Here is a 16,229-nt window from a genome sequence, read left to right as displayed (position 1 = left end):
AACAGCCTCACCGTAAAGCGGGTGCGAGACGACGGAGCGATCGGGTCTTCCTTGTAGTCGCCCGCGTGAAGCCCGCTGAGTGCAACTTGCTGGTTGCGCATTACGAGTCGGGGTCCGGCTCAGCGCAGGGGAAGCGCCGCTCTCCTAAGAGGGCTGGCGGCCATCGGGCTCGTCGACGGACGCGCAGATCTCGCGCCAAGCCACCGCCTTCTCGGAATTGCAGTCGCAGGCCATGCCGTGCTCACGCTGCCGGCGCCGATCGCCGACATCGCCTACCAGAACTGGCCGCTATCTAAGACGTGTCCACCCAGCGCCGCGCTGCGGCACTGTTGGATGGCCGACATGTCCCCTTCATCGAGATGGCGATCTTCTTCAGGGAACATTACATGACCCCGGTGGCCCATGCGCCACAGTCTGGTGCCCGTCGCGCCCCTCGATAACCTGGGGCCGCAGCAACAGGCGTCCCGGACGCTGAATTCGGTGCAACCGAAGACCCGCTAATGATCACGGTGGAGACGAGAACCAGTTTTGCACGCTTCTGCAGCAACGTGATCGACCGCCCGACCTGTGCCAGGACGAGCGCCACGGCCTAGTCATGGGAAAGCTTTGGCAACGCCACGTTATCTAGGGCATCTTCGTCGCAGCGAACCACGGGTATCGCAGCTCAGTGCAGACAGCCGCGTGGCCGCAGATGCCGCATGCTTGGGTCACCACGTGTACTTTGCGCCGAGCCGCAATGCGGTGTTCGAGAAGTCTTGATTTCCCCATTGATACCCCACGTTGCCCCAACCCGTCCATCCTTTACCTAAGTCTGCGTTGATTCCCAGCTTGACCTCATACCGATTTTTTGGGTAGAGGTCCTGCAGCGCCAGTTGGTTGAAGCCGACGGAGTTGTCCACGTTCTCTCGCCACCAATTCACGGTCAAATAGGGCTGAGTTCGACGCCCCGAGTCGGCGACCCATGTGCGATATGTTCGCAGACCCAATCGACCAACCCATCCACTTCCATTCTGGCCAGAAACTCGTGTTCCATTCACCTCGACCACATCGTCCGTGTCAATTTTGATGTAGACCAGTTGTGCCTGCGGCTCGACGACCCAGTCCGTAGCCCCCAGTCTCATTGCATAGCCGGTTTCGCCTGACAGCGTGAATGCCTTGGAGTCGTATTTCACCTCCGGCAAGGTGTCGCCCTTCACAGAGTTTTTGAACCAGCCGTAAGTACCCCATCCATCGACATACCAGCCAAGCTTGTTCTCATCGTTCTGGTACCAGGTGGCATACGCGCCGAGGCCCCAGCCGTCGGTCTTCCCCTGGGACTGCGCGATATTTCCGAGCGCGGTAGCGTCACTCCGGGCCTCGCCATAGCCCAACATCCCCCCGACATGCAAGCGGCCTCGCTCGCTCCCAACGGACCAACGCGCAATATCCCCTCCACCCTGCAAGAGGGTTGAATCCGTGTCGACATGGAAACTTCCATCCGCGCTGGAAGACTCGCCGCTCCTGCCGACAAGTCGCAGCCAGCCAGAGCGTCGTTGACTGTCGGGGCTTTCGAACGCCTGCGACTCGACCAGTTGCGCCTCGCCAAGGCGATCGTGCAGGCTATGCACGAACATGCTAGCGGATTGGCGTATGTTGGAAAGATATGCGCCCACTTCCGGGCGGTACAGCGGGCGCCGCGAAGGCACTATCGGTGGTGCGGGCGGCGTAACTTCCGACGTCGGCGGAATCGGTGTCGGTGGCGTAACTTCCGACGTCGGTGGAGCCGGGATTGGCGGATCTGGCGGAGCCTCTGAACGAAGGTACCAGGCCTGGGCATTTGACGCGTCCTTGCTGCTGCGGTAGAGCAGGTATTCATAAGGACCCGCGACGACGCGTTGGCTCAAGACAAAAGCACCAGCCGAGGTAGTACCGCCGTTCGCCGTATCCACGACCTGAATGCCGTTGGCGGCCGTGATTGCTCCGGCTCCACCGGCATTGGCGACCCGCAGTCCGGTGAGGCCGGTGGCGGCACCTCCGTTGATGACCAGCCTATCCGAGGCGGATCCATCGGCACCAAGAACCGCGTTCATCCCCAGCGTGCCGTTTACGCCGACGTAGTTGACGACCGTGAGCGTCTTGAAGATGCCCCCTGCGGGGAGCCCAAAGTTCACAGTGCTCGCGTCATTCGTGAGATTGGTGACGTTCGAACTGGCAGCCATGTTCCAGACAGTGGCATTGCGAAGTGCAACGTTGGAAGTGCTCCCGGCCAAGGTCGTCGCCGCGCCGGTCAACGTCGAACCCGACGCCACGATATTTGCAACCGTAGGCGCTGCTGTTGCGACCGGCGTAGCGACCGGTGGAAGCGCGGGGATGGGATCCTCGGCCAAACCCGGTACACCCAGCGCCTGAGGGCTTGGCGCCAGGGGGAAATCTCCAGCACCCCCAACCGTCAGCCATTGGCCGCTGCCTGAAACGGTTGTGTTCGTCAGGTTCACAGTCGCCGCGCCCGCCACCCCCACCGTCGGGCCTGAAACGTTTGTGAGACTGCCACCGGAAATGGTGGCGGTGGCCGGTGCCACCAGGCCTGCGACCAGCAACGCCGCGGAATTTGCGCCGGACACACCAATCGTCGAGGTGTCGGTCGTCAGAGCGCCTCCGTCCGCAGCAACGGCACCATGAGAGCCCGCTCCGATCGTGCTCACATCTGATTGATTGAGTGCAACGGAACTCGAAGGACCTATCGCAATGGCCCCGTAGGATCCCACTCCCTGCGAGCGCAGCTTGCTTCGCGTCGCAACGATAGTGCCGCCGACGCCGGCGTGAAGTGCCGCCGCACCATCGCCGCGCGTGATAAACCTGGAGTCAGTTGCGAAGATGCTCGCTGCCGCCTCGCCTGCAGTGCGCTCGGCAAGGCCGCCTGCGGCTCGCGCTCCGACGGTCTGCACGTCAGTATTGATGGTATTGACGGTGGCTGCTCTCGATCCACCTGGGGGATTGGGGCGCTGAACCACGCTGTAGACCCCGGGCGCCTCGTCACCTTGCGTATCGACCGTCCCGCCGTTCATCGTGGCCACGCCCCCATCGGTAGCAACAGCGCCGGCCGTTTGGGCGCCCAAGGTGCTGATGGCCGTGTTTGTGGTCGTGATGTTCGCGCCGATGTTTTGCGAGACTAGGGCATATGGACGAGATGCCCCAACCGGCTGGCCGGCGGTCCCGACCTGGCCTCCTGTAAGGTTGATGATGCCTGACGGCTCTGCGTGGACAGCGTATGCCAGCCCGTTGCCAGTCGTACGAAACTTGGTGTCGGTGGCATTGAGAGTGGCTTGATTTACTCTCGCACCCTCGCCTGAGGCACTGCGCATCAAGGAGTTATCCGACAACGTCATCGAGGCGCCATTGACGACGACCGCTGCATTTCCCCCGGCGTCCACGGTCGTGCCGATTGCCGTGAGTTGCGTACCCAAACCACTGGCGGACAAGCCGATGCCGGGGGCCGTGATGATCGTTCCCGCGGGGACGGTACACGACCCGCTCGTGAGGGCGACAGGTCCGGGAGGACAAGTTTGAGCAAGAACTGGAGACGCGCAACACAGCGCCACGCCGATCAAGGCAAGGCTTAAGGTGTGGGGACTTTTCGCGATCGCGAGAGTGGAAGAGGCCTCTGCGCGAACCTTCGACCCATTCAACATGGCGGTCTCCTTTCGCCGGGCACTCAATACCCGTGCGCCCTTGCGTCACCTCCCCTGACCTTCCGACCCTGCTTCATGGCTCGGCACCGACACTTGCCAATTTCGACGCGCAGTTTGCTCTGCCTCAAAGCAATCGACAAGCGTTAATTCGCATGAGTGCTTGACGTTCCTTCGGACGGTTCCGTGCGGGCGCGCATGATCGTTGGTTCCTTCGTCAGCTATTCCGCGATCGGATCCAAACTGCAATGGATTGAAGGACCGAGCCGCACCGGTTCGCATTCGACCCGGCGGTGCAGGAGGCACCAGTCGATACGCTCTTGACCCAGGTCCGCTCGGGAGGGTCGACTTGGTCGTTGGCGTGGCGCCGGAAAGCAGCAGCATCGCCGACCCGCATGTGACATTTCTCTACGCCGACCACATGGTGTGGATCGTCGCTCGCAGCCATCCTCTATCTGCCCGCAGCTAGGTGACGCTGAAGGACCTAGTCGACTTCATCTGGGTATCTCTCGCCGGCGCGCGTTGGTCGACGCACCTCTGCGCCACCATCGCGTCGCCTCACCGCTGCAATTCGTCGAAACGCTGTCGCATGAGACCGTCCTTGGCTTCATCGGTAAACACGACGCAGCGGCATCGGTCACGAGTCGCCTGACGCGCAGCCGCGAATGACGAGAGCCGACCCGCGTCCTGGACATCAACATGAACCAGGTGCTGCCAAGCTCCGCCATCGCAAGAGAGACCGGCTCCTTCAACTGCGACGGCGGAACTGATCGAATGCGTGGCCGAGCAGGCCGCCACCTTGGCATGGCTCCGACCGACAGCGCGGACCAGCGCAGGGCTTCCGGTCTTGAACTCAATCGCGAACGGCAACTTGTGTGCAAAGTGCATCGGGCCTTCTGCAACGCCGCTTGGGTTCGCGAACTAGAAGTTCAGACGGCGAGGTCAAAAGTCTCTTTCGGGGCCCGAAGCTCCGATTCGCGACTTGCGGAGGCTGTCGTTCGCGCATCGATGTCGCCCGCCGGAACCGTCATACTTTGGTTGCAGGCTGAAACTTGCAGTTCGAGTTCGGAGGCACAAGCTCCGGACTCGGGCACTGGTCTATGCCCGTTTTGCCGAAGGCAATCCGCAGTCGCCCGCTACGTCTACTTCTTAGGTGCTTCAGGCGCGGGCACTTGCATTGTGTTGCTCCGCAACTTGCCGCCGCCTTCGACGCTGCCACGCGTTGTGGTCTCCCCGGTGCCCATGACGCGCTTTTCACACGCCTCGCGTGCGGTCCCCGCCGGCTGACGCTGGCAGCGCGCCAGAGCGTTTTTCTGATACTGCTCGTCCCCCTTGGTGGTCAGCTGACCCTGGCGCTTGGCCTCAGCGGCTGCCCCAGCTTCACGACTTGCCTGCGCCGATGAATTCGAGGCAGCAAGGGCGGCACTTCCCAGGATGAAGGCAACCGATGCAATGCGAGCAATGGACATCATTTTGGATGCTCCGTAAACGTGAAGGGACGGGAAAGTTAGTACGGTGCCCCTCTCAAGTCAACAGCTTTCGCTGCTTCCCCCCAAGTCCTCACAGTCGGTGAAGAATTGCCTGTCAGAACGTCCACTTGGCACTGCGATTTCGCAGCCGGTCCGCCGTCAGCGGTCGAATGTCTAGTGCTTGGAGGGCTCGGCCGGCACGGCCCCTGGACGCTTCACCTTCACCCAATCGCGCGTCCGCACGCCCGGCAAGTACACACTATTCATACGCTTGGCGACCAGGCCTTCCAGGTTCAGCTGCATCACTGCCTCGTTGAAAACGCGGTCGATGTCCGAGTCGAAGTGACCAACCGCTAGCACGTTGTCCGGGCAGGGGTCCAGCAGTTCGCCGAGCATGGCCTTTCGCTGCATCAGCGTCAGCATGGTTACGTTCACGCCGTGATTCACAAGCAGGTCGAAGACGGCATAGCCGACAAGGTCGGCGCCCTCGACGCACCTCCTGCGCGATGCCCGGGCCTGCAGTCGGTCGAAGTCGCTTCGGCCCGCCCCGTCGAACACGCAGACCTCCCCGTCAATGATGTATGGACCGCCCCGCACGTCGGCCAAGCTGCGGGTGACCTCTGGAAACCATCGCGTCGCGTTGGCGCCTCCGCGCGTGCGCAACTCGCACTCACCGTCGCCGAACTTCGCAGTGAGGCGCCACCCGTCGAGCTTGATCTCCCAGACCCAGCCAGCAGCGTCGAAAGCCAACGGGCGCTCGATGAAGAGCATCGGCGGGTAGTCGTGAAGCTCCATAAATAAGCACACGTTCACATACCCTATAGGCATTTGCTGTCAGCAAAAGGAGCATAAAGGGCGATGGTCAACCGACGTCAATGGGTTGAACGTGTCCAGTCCGTAGCGCGGGCAGAGCCGCGCCTGGATAAACGTCAACAGGAGACTCGCATGAAAGACCCGACCCGAAGAAGACCGGCTTGGACCTCAAGCTCATCTCGCTAAACGAGCCGCACGAGGTGCGCAGTTGGACCGAATCGCTCGGCGTCAGCGAGCAACAGTTGAAGGCAGCCGTGGCCGCGGTTGGCAACAGCGCAGAGAAGGTGCGTGAGTACCTTCGGAAGAAATGACCGCCATGGCGGCCGCGATGGATCCGGGTGATGCGAAGTACGACGCCGACACCGCACGGCTCATCGCATCGCTGCGGAAAGAACCAAGCCGACGAAAAGGGCACCATCAAAGCAGGCCGTGGCAAAGGTGCGCAGGCAACGCAACATGAGCGCCCGTGTAGTAGGTCCGCATTCGATACTTCATCTGCAACACTCCTTCTGCCTACGGCAGTTTTCAGTGTGTTGCATGGACCGGTTGAATCCGCAACCCGAAGGAGTCTTTCGACTTGATCCAAGGCGGTCCTAGGAACCGTCGGCAAGCGATCATGCAGATTGCTCGGTCATCGCACGTCGTTGGCAGCCTTCCACCGTCGACTCATGATCTGGCAATGGACCTCCTCGGGCCACTCGAACAAGACGCCGGTGAAACACGCGTCGTCGTCAACGATTCACTTGCGAGCAGATGGCCTAGGTGTTCGGCATCTTCTCGCGCAAGGTGATGGTCGGCCATGGTCGGCGTCGAGTGCCTTGACGTGACGTGCCCATACTTCCAGGTGTTCACCGCTCTGGACAAGAAGACTAGCGGCATAGCTCCTCGTCGTGTCGAGCAGACGATAGGGTGCGGCCGACTCCTTGGTGTCAAAGGAGACCAAGGACTTGTCGGCCAACGAGAGCAGCGCGCTGAAGGTCGCGTCGGGGTCCACCTCGGCGTTGATACGAAGTGCAGATTCGACGTCGAAGCGCCCCCGAAGGATCGATAGGCGGCGTAGGAGCCGCAATTCCTCGTGCGCCAGCAACTCGATGCTCCACTTCAGTGCTGCCGCGAGCGTCCGGTGGCGCGGCGCGGCGGTCCGGTTTCCGGCGGTGTGCAGGCGCATGTGGTCATCCAGCCGGGAGGCGAGATCGCTGATGGACTGCACGCCAAGGCGCGCAGCCACCAGTTCGATGGCCAGGGGAATCCCGTCGAGTTGGCGCGCCATCCTGGCCAGCAGAGGGCCATGCAACTCGTGGAAGGCGCCCGCACCTGCAGCCTTGGCCCGGTCGAGAAGCAAGTGGACGGCGGGCCATCGCATTGCTTGCTCGAGAGTGAGGTCTTCCGAGTCAGGAATCGCGAGGGCGGACAGCCGCAGGACACATTCGCCCGTGACGCGAATCGGCTCACGGCTGGTTGCCAGGATGCAAAGGTCTGGCAGTGCAGTCAACAGGCCGATGATCGGCTGCGCCAGCGATTCCACGACGTGCTCACAGTTGTCGATCAGAAGAAGTACGCTCCGTCCCTGAAGGGCCTGCACGACCGCTTGGACCGGGTTAGGCAGATCGTCCGCCACGCCCACGGCTCGCGCGACGATCCCGAGCACTCGGTCCTGCGAGATTGTCGACGACAGGTCAATGAACGCGACCTCCAGGCCGGGTTGCGTTTCTTGCCGACACTCGGCAGCGCGGATGGCCGCACTGGTCTTGCCGATGCCCCCTGAGCCCACGATCGTCACCAGCCGGTGCTCGGACAGCGCAGCGAGGGCCCGGTCCAAATCCGCGTCGCGGCCGACGAGTTCGGTCAACCGCAGCGGCAGCTTCGAGAGCGGTGGCGCGCACGGCTGCGTGACGGCCTCGATCGCGCCAGTGTGATCGCGACGGACGCGTCCGTTGAACCGATAACCGCGCTGGGGAAGGGTGGAGATCCATTCGTGGCACTCCTCGCCCGCGCCAGGTTCGCCCAGCGCCTTGCGCAGCGTGGACATGTGAACGCGCACGCTGCCCTCTTCCACCACCAGGCCGGCCCAGACGGTGGCAAGGAGCCCTTCCTTGCTGACGAACTCGCCGGCACGCTTCAGCAACTGCAACAGTAAATCGAAAGAACGCGGCCCCATCCGCAAGCCTTGCCCCGATCTCTCGACCCGCCGCTGAGCCTCCCAGACGACGAAAGGCCCGAAGCTCCATCGATGCTCGTCGATTGAAGGGCTGACGGAGGGACCCGAGCGCGTGCTCATGCGTAGCGCACGGACACCGCTATGGGCGCCAGCGTGTTGGTCATTGCTGCGAAGGCTGTCATGGATTTCTTTTCCTCCATACGATGGGCAGAGCGGCTGCCGAATGCGGGAGCATTCCTGCGACTCACGACCAAGGGCGAAAGGTAGTGCACCGGCTGCCTGGAGGAAATAGCAGCTTTCTATTAATTCGTGCGCGAAGAGACACGGCGCACTGAAGGTTGCGCGTGCTTGTTGACGCGCCCGTCCGTTGGACCCAGGATCGTTACTTTTCGGTTCAGGGCAGAGGGCGATGAGGCCCAAGGGACTTCGAATGCAGGAGGCAGGATGATGGCGCGAAATGGCACGGTATTCGTCGTCGACGACGATCCAAGCGTGCGGGAGGCGATGGAGGAACTCATCGCCTCGCTGGGCTTCAAGATCAAAGCCTTCGCCTCCGCCGCCGAATACGTGGCGAGCGCGACGGTCGCCGCGCCGGCCTGCCTGGTGCTCGACGTGATGCTTCCCGACATGAATGGCCTCGAACTGCAGAGGCAACTCGCCGGCCGCAGGCATCCGCCGATCATCTTCATCACGGGCCATGGGGACATCCCGTCGACCGTCCGCGCGATGAAAGCGGGCGCTGTGGATTTCCTGGCCAAGCCGTTCGGCGAGCAGGAGCTGCTGACCGCCATCGAATCAGCGATGAAGCAGCATCATCTTGAGCAATCGGCGCACGCGGAAGTCGCGGAGCTTGGGCGGCGCCTCGAGACGCTCACGCGGCGCGAGCGGGAGGTCCTTCCCCTCATTTCGCAAGGCCTTCTCAACAAGCAGGTCGCCGCGAAGCTTGGCATCAGCGAAGTAACGCTGCAGATCCATCGCGGCAACGTCATGCGCAAGATGCAGGCGGAGTCGTTCGCCGACCTCGTGCGAATGTCGGTGAAGCTGGGCATCGCCCCCCATGCGGAAGCCGAGCCGACCATGCATCCAGGGGCTTCCCGCACTTCAACTGTGGCCCGGGATCAGGAGCCCTACGCACGATGAGCACCTTCTCGCAAGCGACCGTTGCGGTGGTCGATGACGACCTGGCGGTGCTGGAGTCCGTTTCCGAGCTGCTCGAATCCGCCGGCTATGCGGCGCTCACCTTTTCCTCGGGCAGCGCCTTGCTCGAGGGGGATGCCTTGCATCGGGTCGATTGCGTGATCTCAGACATCTGCATGGCTGGCATCGACGGGTGGCAAGTCATGGCTCTGGCCCACCAGCAGCGGCCCCAGTTGCCCGTCATTCTGCTCACGGCCCACGACCGAGCTGAACGTATGACGCGCGACATGCCCTTGGCCGGCGATGTGCATGCACTGTTCCGGAAGCCTTTCAGCGCGCAGGACCTGCTCTCCGCGATCGCCGATGCCGTGAGCCCTCGAGCCTAACGAAGCTCAAGGCTAAATTCTTCGGGTTGACGACTTGGTTGCAGGTAGTGGTTACGGCGGATCCAGCTAGTTCGCCAATCGCAGCGTAAAGGCCACGGTGGCCCCGCGCGTCTCGTTGTTGGCCGCCCAGAGTCGGCCGCCATGCGATTCGATGATCGACCGGCAGATGGCGAGTCCCATTCCCATGCCGTTCGGCTTGGTCGTGAAGAATGGTGCGAACGCTCGCTCGACTTCCTTGAAGCCTGTTCCAGAGTCGCGAACCTCGACGCGGATCGCGTCCGAACCGTCGCGGCAGGAACGAATCTGAAGCGTGCGCGCCCCGCCGGACGCGGTATCCATTGCCTCCATCCCATTACGAATCAGGTTTACGAGCAATTGCTGCACTTGGATGCGATCAACCGCAACCGAGGGCAGGTCCGACTCAAGATTCATGACGATGCGGATGGCCGGCGTCGCGGTCTTGTCGCTCATCAATCGGCAGACCTCACTGATCAGACGATTGACGTCCTCTGACGACCTGACGTCCGGCGTTCTACGGAACAGGGCTCTGATGCGACTGACGACATCCGCCGCAGTATTGGCATCACGAGTGATTCGCTCGACGGTGAGCTTGGCCCGCTCCATATTGGGAGGCTCAGTGCCCAGCCAGCGCTGGCATGCATGAGAGTTGGCGACGATCGCGGCCAAGGGCTGATTCACCTCGTGCGCGATCGAGGCCGAGAGTTCGGCCAGGCTGGCGGCTTGAGTGGCCTGCGTGAGCTTCACAGAGGCGTGACGCAGTGAGTCTTCCGCCTGCACCTGGTCGTCTATGTCGAGGGAGACACCATTCCATTGCACGATCGCGCCCTGGCCATCGCGCATTGCAGCCGCGCGCGTTTCGACCCATCGGTACTGCCCGTCAAAGCGCCGTTGACGATGCTTCAAGGCAAAAGGCTCGCCGGTTTTCACCGAATGGGCGAAGCGCGCAGTGACGACGGCAAGGTCGTCGGGATGCAGGATCGCGCTCAACACACTGGATAGCCGGGAAACGCCGTCGCCATCCTTTTCCTCGACATTAAAGCCGACGAAATCACGGAACTGTTGGCTGAAATATGTAGGGTTGCCTTCCGGGGTAGTGCACCAGATCTGAACCGGGAGCGTTTGAACGAGTTCTCGCAGAGAGCGCTCGCTTTGACGCAAAGTGAGCACGGCCTGCTGGTGCTGCCGGGATATGGCGGCCACGATAAGCGCTGAGAATGCCGAGATCCCAAGGAAGAGCTGCAGCATGATCTGCTTGTTCCGCTGGGACCCGGCGTCGCCGGCAAACTGGCTGGCTCCGGATATTGTGAATGCGGCCGTGACCAGGGCGAGAAGAACCAACATGACAGCCGCACCCTTGAACTCGAAGCGCACGCCGGCCCACAGCAGCGGCGGCATGATGATGTAGGCGAATGGCAAATAGCCGCCCAAGGAGAGCGCGGATACAGCGATAAAAATGACGGCAAGGGCGCCAGCCTCCAACCACCTCGCGGCTGAGAAGTGCGCTCCGCGGCGCCAGTTCTGGAATACGACCACCGCCAGTGGCGCTACGATCAGAACCCCAGTGGCGTCACCGATCCAGAAGAGTATCCAAGCGCCGATGAAGGTCTGCGATTGCATGACAAACGCAACGGTTGCAGCTCCCACCGTGGCGGAGAAGATCGGCGCAACGCCGGCGCCAAGCAAGACGAAAGCGAGGACCTGCTGCAAAGTTTCCTGCTGGACCGGCCGCCCGCAAACCCGATTCACCAACCATGAGCCGAACACTGCTCCGAGAGCGTTTCCGGTATAGATCAGAAGGGCAGCCGGCACCGAATTGTGGAACCACACGAAATTGCCGACCAATTCGGCGAAACAACCCGCCAGCACCCACCACGGCCAGCTGGATCTGGGGGCCAGGACAAGCGTTGCAATGAAAAGCCCGCTCGGTGGCCAAATGGAAATGCCTGTCCCAGGCACGATTGCGAGCAGTTGGGCGAATCCCCCACCCAGCACATAGGCCCCACTGAAGAGGCCCAAGTGCAAGAGTTGGGGGCGGTGCGCCCAGAGCCGCGTCATCGATTGCCCCTGGACAAAGAAAGGATGTCAGACGGCCGTGCCATCGCCTCGTCGTGCTCTTGGCGAAGGCGATCGAAACGCCTTTGCCTTAGACCTCGTGCCGCTTTGCCGCGAACGAAGAAGTTGCCGGCCACGAGACGCATTGGAGCTCCCCGAAGCACCATCCTGCCGCCTTGTCCATAGGCAGTCGAGAGCGAAGCAAATCTCTTCATGTTCCTCGATTTGTGAAATGAAATCCTGCGTTGGGCACAACTGAGAACCCAAGTCGAACTGCGGCATGCGGGCGACTTTGCTTGGCCTCCGCGATGAAGGGGCTCGGGTTCGCGAACTGAGCGGCCGCGAAGGACGTGCGCTCGTGACCGATTGTTCATGGCCGACAGTTTGTGTGCACGCGCTTCGGGACAAAGTCTTCCGAAGCCCTAACCAAGTCGTCGTGCGCGCGCCACGAACGTCCGCTATCCTGAGAACGCTGCGGCGCGGCCGACCGGCCGGTCTTGGCCGGTTGCTCCAAGTCGACACGCTCACACAGATGTCGGCAATGGGCACGAAGCGGCCGAAGAAGTGCCTTGACCGAACTTCCGGTTCCGGCCGCAGACCGTCTCAGACAGATCGAAGTTGACAGAAGAAGAACGTTCCCAATGCGGCATGGCGCATCCGTGCTCTTGGCTGGAGCACCGCCACTAAAAGTCCGATCGCCGAAAGACTATTGCGACCAGCGTCCGTGGTAGCGGCGATGCGAAATCAGCCTCGCTGCAAGCCGGGCACGTGGCCAAGCGGGAGTGCTGGCGACTCGAACAGCGCATCCCTTTTTTCGTGAGCTACATAGCCAGCGTTGCGCACATTTCAACGTTGAGCGCGAATCTTTGACAAGGGCGAAGCGCCCAGATGCGACCATGTGTTGAGAGCGCCGCGTTTCCTGCTCGCGCTGTGACCGATTTTCATGGCTAGACGCCCAAGGCAATCGCGACGTCGATCGACACACGTGGTCGTCACAAAACAGATGCATGGATCGCACTCACGGTCCCGCGCTGATCCATTCGCGAAGGGGTCGAGGGTTCCTGGTCGCAGCCTCAATCTGCCAGGGCTCCGGGTAGTGCCTCAAAATATGCCGAGCACGTTCTTGCAGCGTGGGCAAATCCATCGGGTGTTCCCCTGGGCCTGGCCGCAGAGACCCCTTGGCCAATTCCTGCAAAAGTTCGCCAGCCGACTCAAGGGCCAATCGACGTTCGAAGCCCATCGTCATGGCAGATCCTTCAACAGTTGCGCCACCTCACGACAATGTCGCCCTGGCCTGGTCGAATTCAACGAGGAGAGGACTGAGCCAACCTTCGCGCCCTCCCAGGTCATAGCTGCAAACGTGTCGGGCCCCCCAGGAGAATTCCGAGACTTGCCACATCGAGAGTCGAACGACTGGAGCTTCGCCAACAGGTGCCAGGCGGTGCAGCGTCGGCGCAAAAAGCAGTGCTAGCTCCTCGCGCCGGGCACGATCGCGAATCAGCACCGCTGCGTCCTCCGGCGAAGCGACGGAACCAGGTTCCGGCGGCTCACAAGGGTGTGCGGCGAGTACCTGCCGACTTGAGGCAAGCTCGCAGCACAGCCATGCCCCCTCGCGCAACTTTCTAACGTTGAAGCCTTTCGCATCTCGGGCCAGGGCGAGCCAGCGAGCATCTTCAGCAAGGAGTTTTGCCATGCGCGAGAACGGGTAATCGCGACCACCCTGGCGCGCACTGTGGTCAAGATGCGTTCTCGCCAGAGAGGGGATGGGACGAGCTGGCTCGCGCACACTTTGCGCTTTCACACGGTCCCTGCTCTCGTGAGCCATCTGGGGCTGAGACGGCATCTGGACCGATGAAGTTCAGCCAGAGATCGGCGGGAACGGAAGGGGGCCAGCTTTTCAGGCCAAGTCGCTGAACAAGGTGGGCGCGCGGATGTGCCGGGATATCAGGCAAGGCGACGACGGGGCCGGATTTACCTTGGCGGACTGGGACGCTGGTCAGCGGCTCGGGAATGGGCGATGGGTGCAGATGCCAATCGAGCACGCCAAAACAACACTGCAAGAACGCCGCGCGCAGAGGCATGCCCGAATCGAGAGGTAGGACGCAGGTGAGCAGGTTCTTGACTGGAGTGGAGAGCGCCGCCCAAAACATCCTGTCCTGGACATCGACGGTGAGAACTTCTACTTCGACGGCGTCCAACGGACTTGCGCCAACGCTAAAGGCCGCAGTCAGCGGGAGAGCTTCAAGCCTGTCGGCCAGGAAAGATGGCGGGGAGTTGTCGATCAGTCGAGCTGCGAGCGCGAGGCCAGGCTCCGACCAGCGAGAGTAGTGTTCCAGCCGGCTGATGGGGTGGCTTTCATAGGGCTCTCCTCTGGCCCATCCATGAAGGGTGTAATCCGCAACCGGCGCCAATCGGCTTGCGACGATGGAACCGAAAAAGCGCAGGCAGTCAGAACGCGTGTCGCTAGCCGATCTTCCGGTGTCGATTCGAACGTAGATTGCCATGGGGTGCACCTTGTCTTCACGATGCCATGCGATGTTGAAGGCCGGAACATCGCATTCCCTCTCACACTCGCATGGCATGCGAATTACGAGTTGCACGGCATGCAAGAAGGACGTCGAACTTGGTGCATGGCAGTCGACGTCAGTCCGATACGGCGGTTCGCGGTACTGCAACGATTGATGCGATGAGTTCCTAGACACGCAGCAGAGGTCGTCTCTGAGCTCATAGGAACATTCTTGAAAAAATCTAGACCTGACGGCGCCGCTGAGCGCGCTGAACACCTCCGGGATGCGCTTTTGAAGAGGGCGTCAGACAAAAATCACACCACAGCAGACGTTGCGAGGATCCTGAAGATCTCGATTGGGCATTGGTACAGGCTGCGAAAAGAACCACAGCGACTTGCGCGACTCACGCCGGAGCGACTGGCCGTCATAGCGAACTATCTCGGCTGGAGCCGTACCCAAGTGATGGTTGGGGTCGGATGGATCGAACAGGACGAAATTGAACAAGCGCTCCCCGCCAGCGGAGTCCTGCAGGACGCCCTTCTTCGGCTTGAGCGTGGCGGCTTGGCTAACGGGCTGAAGACGCCCTTGGACAAAGCGGCCGCAGATCATCGACTCCTAATGGCACGCCTTTTGGTGTTGGCCGAAGCGAGAGTGGTAGGGGACAGACCAGCCCTGCTCTAGCGAACTTACAGGCCTGTTCGGCATTGGATGCTGACTGAGCGGGGCGGGCGATTTGCCCGCCCCATTTTTGCTGGCGCTCGCCCCTTTGGGCCTGTCCACGCTTTTGCCTCCGAACGCGCATCTGTATGGTGAGCACCCTCGCATGCAGTGCGAACCGTGTGTCGCATGAGGTGCGAGTGTTAGAGCACTTATCCGCTTCCTGCAAGAGGTAAGTGGACGCATCCTCAATCCGTCTACGGAACCAGGGAGCAACAGCGTTCACTCTGCAAGATGCGCCTGATGAAGCTGAAGCCATCACTGCAGTTTCGCCGCGATTGATGGAGGAGGTGGGCCGTGGGAGCGTGAGGCACAGAAATCTTGTGACAGCCGTGTGAAGGTCCTGATTCGAGCGTGGTGTGGGCGTTCAAAGTCCGACGGCGCCGCGCCTGGAGTAAATCATTCAGCAAGGCAGAGACGACATGACGTTCCGTATCGACAAGCTTCATCTGACTGACGAGAGCAACGCGGCGTGGCGATTGGTGGCTTGGTTCAAAGGACTAAATGGTCGCCCTGTGCATGCCAACGCTCAGTTCATCGTGGGTGACGGGCGACTACTTCTTAGGCGGTCACTTGATGATCCCCCGCTGGTGGTCATGGAGGGCTTCGACCTCAGTTTGCCACCCTGTCCTGGCGAGGTTCGCATTCGATTGGCTAAAGCACTCACCGACCTTGGCTGGGGGCCGGAGATCCCGTGCACGGTGGCTGATGGGAAGACGAAAGAGTCGCGCACGCCTTCCTGAGTGCTTGTGACCGGAGTCGCAAAACACAGCATTGCATAGAGCTGCAACAACTGCAGCGGTATCCGAATTCACTTCGATTTCAGTATACCAATACTTAATAATTTCAATTCAGTATACCTTCTAACTATTTGAATATATTAGATATTTGTGTGGGAATCTCTTGCCGGGGGCGGTCGAGAAATCGCAAAATCTGCCGCAGGGGGGTGGGCGCCCTCGATGGCAGCGATGTGGCTGCTTGTCGAATTGGGACGCCCAAGCACGAGGAAAGAGCGGGCTCGAGGCCCTATCAGGCGAGCGGAGGTAGATAGGCTGGCGAACGTCGTCGGTAGCGATCGGCAAAGGCGAACCTACCGGCACATCGATGTCGCTGAAATTGCTCGGGGCCATGAGGCTGGCGAAGCTCCTCCCCGTGCCGGACCGTAACGAGAGGAGGTTTGCGATGGAATACTTTGTAAGCGCTCAATAAACCACGTCCTTGCGGCGGCCGCCATGGACCATGAAGCTACGTTCCCATGTACAGCAACATGGGAACGTGATGTCAGAGTGGTTGTCGGAGTTGGG

11 protein-coding genes and 1 pseudogene are annotated in these 16,229 nt (G+C 61.3%); 4 read left to right on the top strand and 8 right to left on the bottom strand.

Translation table 11 applies throughout. The annotated features are described in order from the left end of the window. Positions 1-707: 707 nt before the first annotated feature. From QTI04_RS31595 to QTI04_RS31585, 3 genes are all read right to left on the bottom strand, one after another. Positions 708-3,668 (bottom strand): autotransporter outer membrane beta-barrel domain-containing protein, encoded by a 2,961-nt coding sequence (locus QTI04_RS31595; RefSeq protein ID WP_286619157.1) that lies wholly within the window; start codon positions 3,666-3,668, stop codon positions 708-710. A gap of 1,139 nt (positions 3,669-4,807) precedes the next feature. Continuing rightward, positions 4,808-5,137 carry a hypothetical protein gene (locus QTI04_RS31590; RefSeq protein ID WP_286619156.1) on the bottom strand — a complete coding sequence of 110 codons (330 nt, stop codon included), beginning with the start codon at positions 5,135-5,137 and terminating at the stop codon, positions 4,808-4,810. A 171-nt stretch (positions 5,138-5,308) separates the two neighbouring features. Beyond that, positions 5,309-5,929: an RNA ligase family protein gene (locus tag QTI04_RS31585; RefSeq protein WP_286619155.1), complete on the bottom strand. Its 621-nt coding sequence runs from the start codon at positions 5,927-5,929 to the stop codon at positions 5,309-5,311. A 176-nt stretch (positions 5,930-6,105) separates the two neighbouring features. On the opposite strand from QTI04_RS31585, the pseudogene QTI04_RS31580 reads away from it, so the two are divergent. Further along, positions 6,106-6,258, top strand: a pseudogene (locus tag QTI04_RS31580) (DUF3606 domain-containing protein); the annotation flags it as partial. Between the two features lie 428 nt (positions 6,259-6,686). Here the strand turns inward: QTI04_RS31580 and QTI04_RS31575 are convergent. Continuing rightward, positions 6,687-8,225 (bottom strand): winged helix-turn-helix domain-containing protein, encoded by a 1,539-nt coding sequence (locus QTI04_RS31575; RefSeq protein WP_286619153.1) that lies wholly within the window; start codon positions 8,223-8,225, stop codon positions 6,687-6,689. A 189-nt stretch (positions 8,226-8,414) separates the two neighbouring features. Here QTI04_RS31575 and QTI04_RS31570 point away from each other — a divergent pair, with 189 nt between their 5' ends. Further along, on the top strand, positions 8,415-9,245 hold the full coding sequence (locus tag QTI04_RS31570) for a response regulator transcription factor (RefSeq protein ID WP_286619151.1): 831 nt from the start codon (positions 8,415-8,417) through the stop codon (positions 9,243-9,245). After that, positions 9,242-9,628 carry a response regulator gene (locus QTI04_RS31565; protein WP_286619150.1) on the top strand — a complete coding sequence of 129 codons (387 nt, stop codon included), beginning with the start codon at positions 9,242-9,244 and terminating at the stop codon, positions 9,626-9,628. Before QTI04_RS31570 ends, QTI04_RS31565 begins: the two co-directional genes overlap by 4 nt. A gap of 66 nt (positions 9,629-9,694) precedes the next feature. On the opposite strand, the gene QTI04_RS31560 is transcribed toward QTI04_RS31565, so the two are convergent. From QTI04_RS31560 to QTI04_RS31550, 4 genes are all read right to left on the bottom strand, one after another. Continuing rightward, positions 9,695-11,704 (bottom strand): MASE1 domain-containing protein, encoded by a 2,010-nt coding sequence (locus QTI04_RS31560; protein ID WP_286619148.1) that lies wholly within the window; start codon positions 11,702-11,704, stop codon positions 9,695-9,697. A gap of 1,015 nt (positions 11,705-12,719) precedes the next feature. Then, complete coding sequence (locus QTI04_RS34395) at positions 12,720-12,941, bottom strand: hypothetical protein (protein ID WP_369292809.1); 222 nt, start codon at positions 12,939-12,941, stop codon at positions 12,720-12,722. Between the two features lie 496 nt (positions 12,942-13,437). Beyond that, positions 13,438-14,205, bottom strand: a complete 768-nt coding sequence (locus QTI04_RS31555; RefSeq protein WP_286619147.1) for a hypothetical protein — start codon at positions 14,203-14,205, stop codon at positions 13,438-13,440. A gap of 306 nt (positions 14,206-14,511) precedes the next feature. Next, a complete protein-coding gene (locus QTI04_RS31550) occupies positions 14,512-14,817 on the bottom strand; it encodes a hypothetical protein (protein ID WP_286619145.1) in 306 nt (101 codons plus the stop codon). A gap of 530 nt (positions 14,818-15,347) precedes the next feature. Here QTI04_RS31550 and QTI04_RS31545 point away from each other — a divergent pair. Then, the gene (locus QTI04_RS31545) at positions 15,348-15,668 is read left to right on the top strand and encodes a hypothetical protein (protein WP_286619144.1); all 321 of its coding nucleotides are present in this window, start codon (positions 15,348-15,350) and stop codon (positions 15,666-15,668) included. Positions 15,669-16,229: the final 561 nt, after the last annotated feature.

Origin of the sequence: Variovorax sp. J22R115 (genome assembly GCF_030317005.1) — a bacterium.
Lineage (GTDB): Bacteria > Pseudomonadota > Gammaproteobacteria > Burkholderiales > Burkholderiaceae_C > Variovorax.
This window is presented reverse-complemented; position numbering and strand designations above follow the sequence as displayed.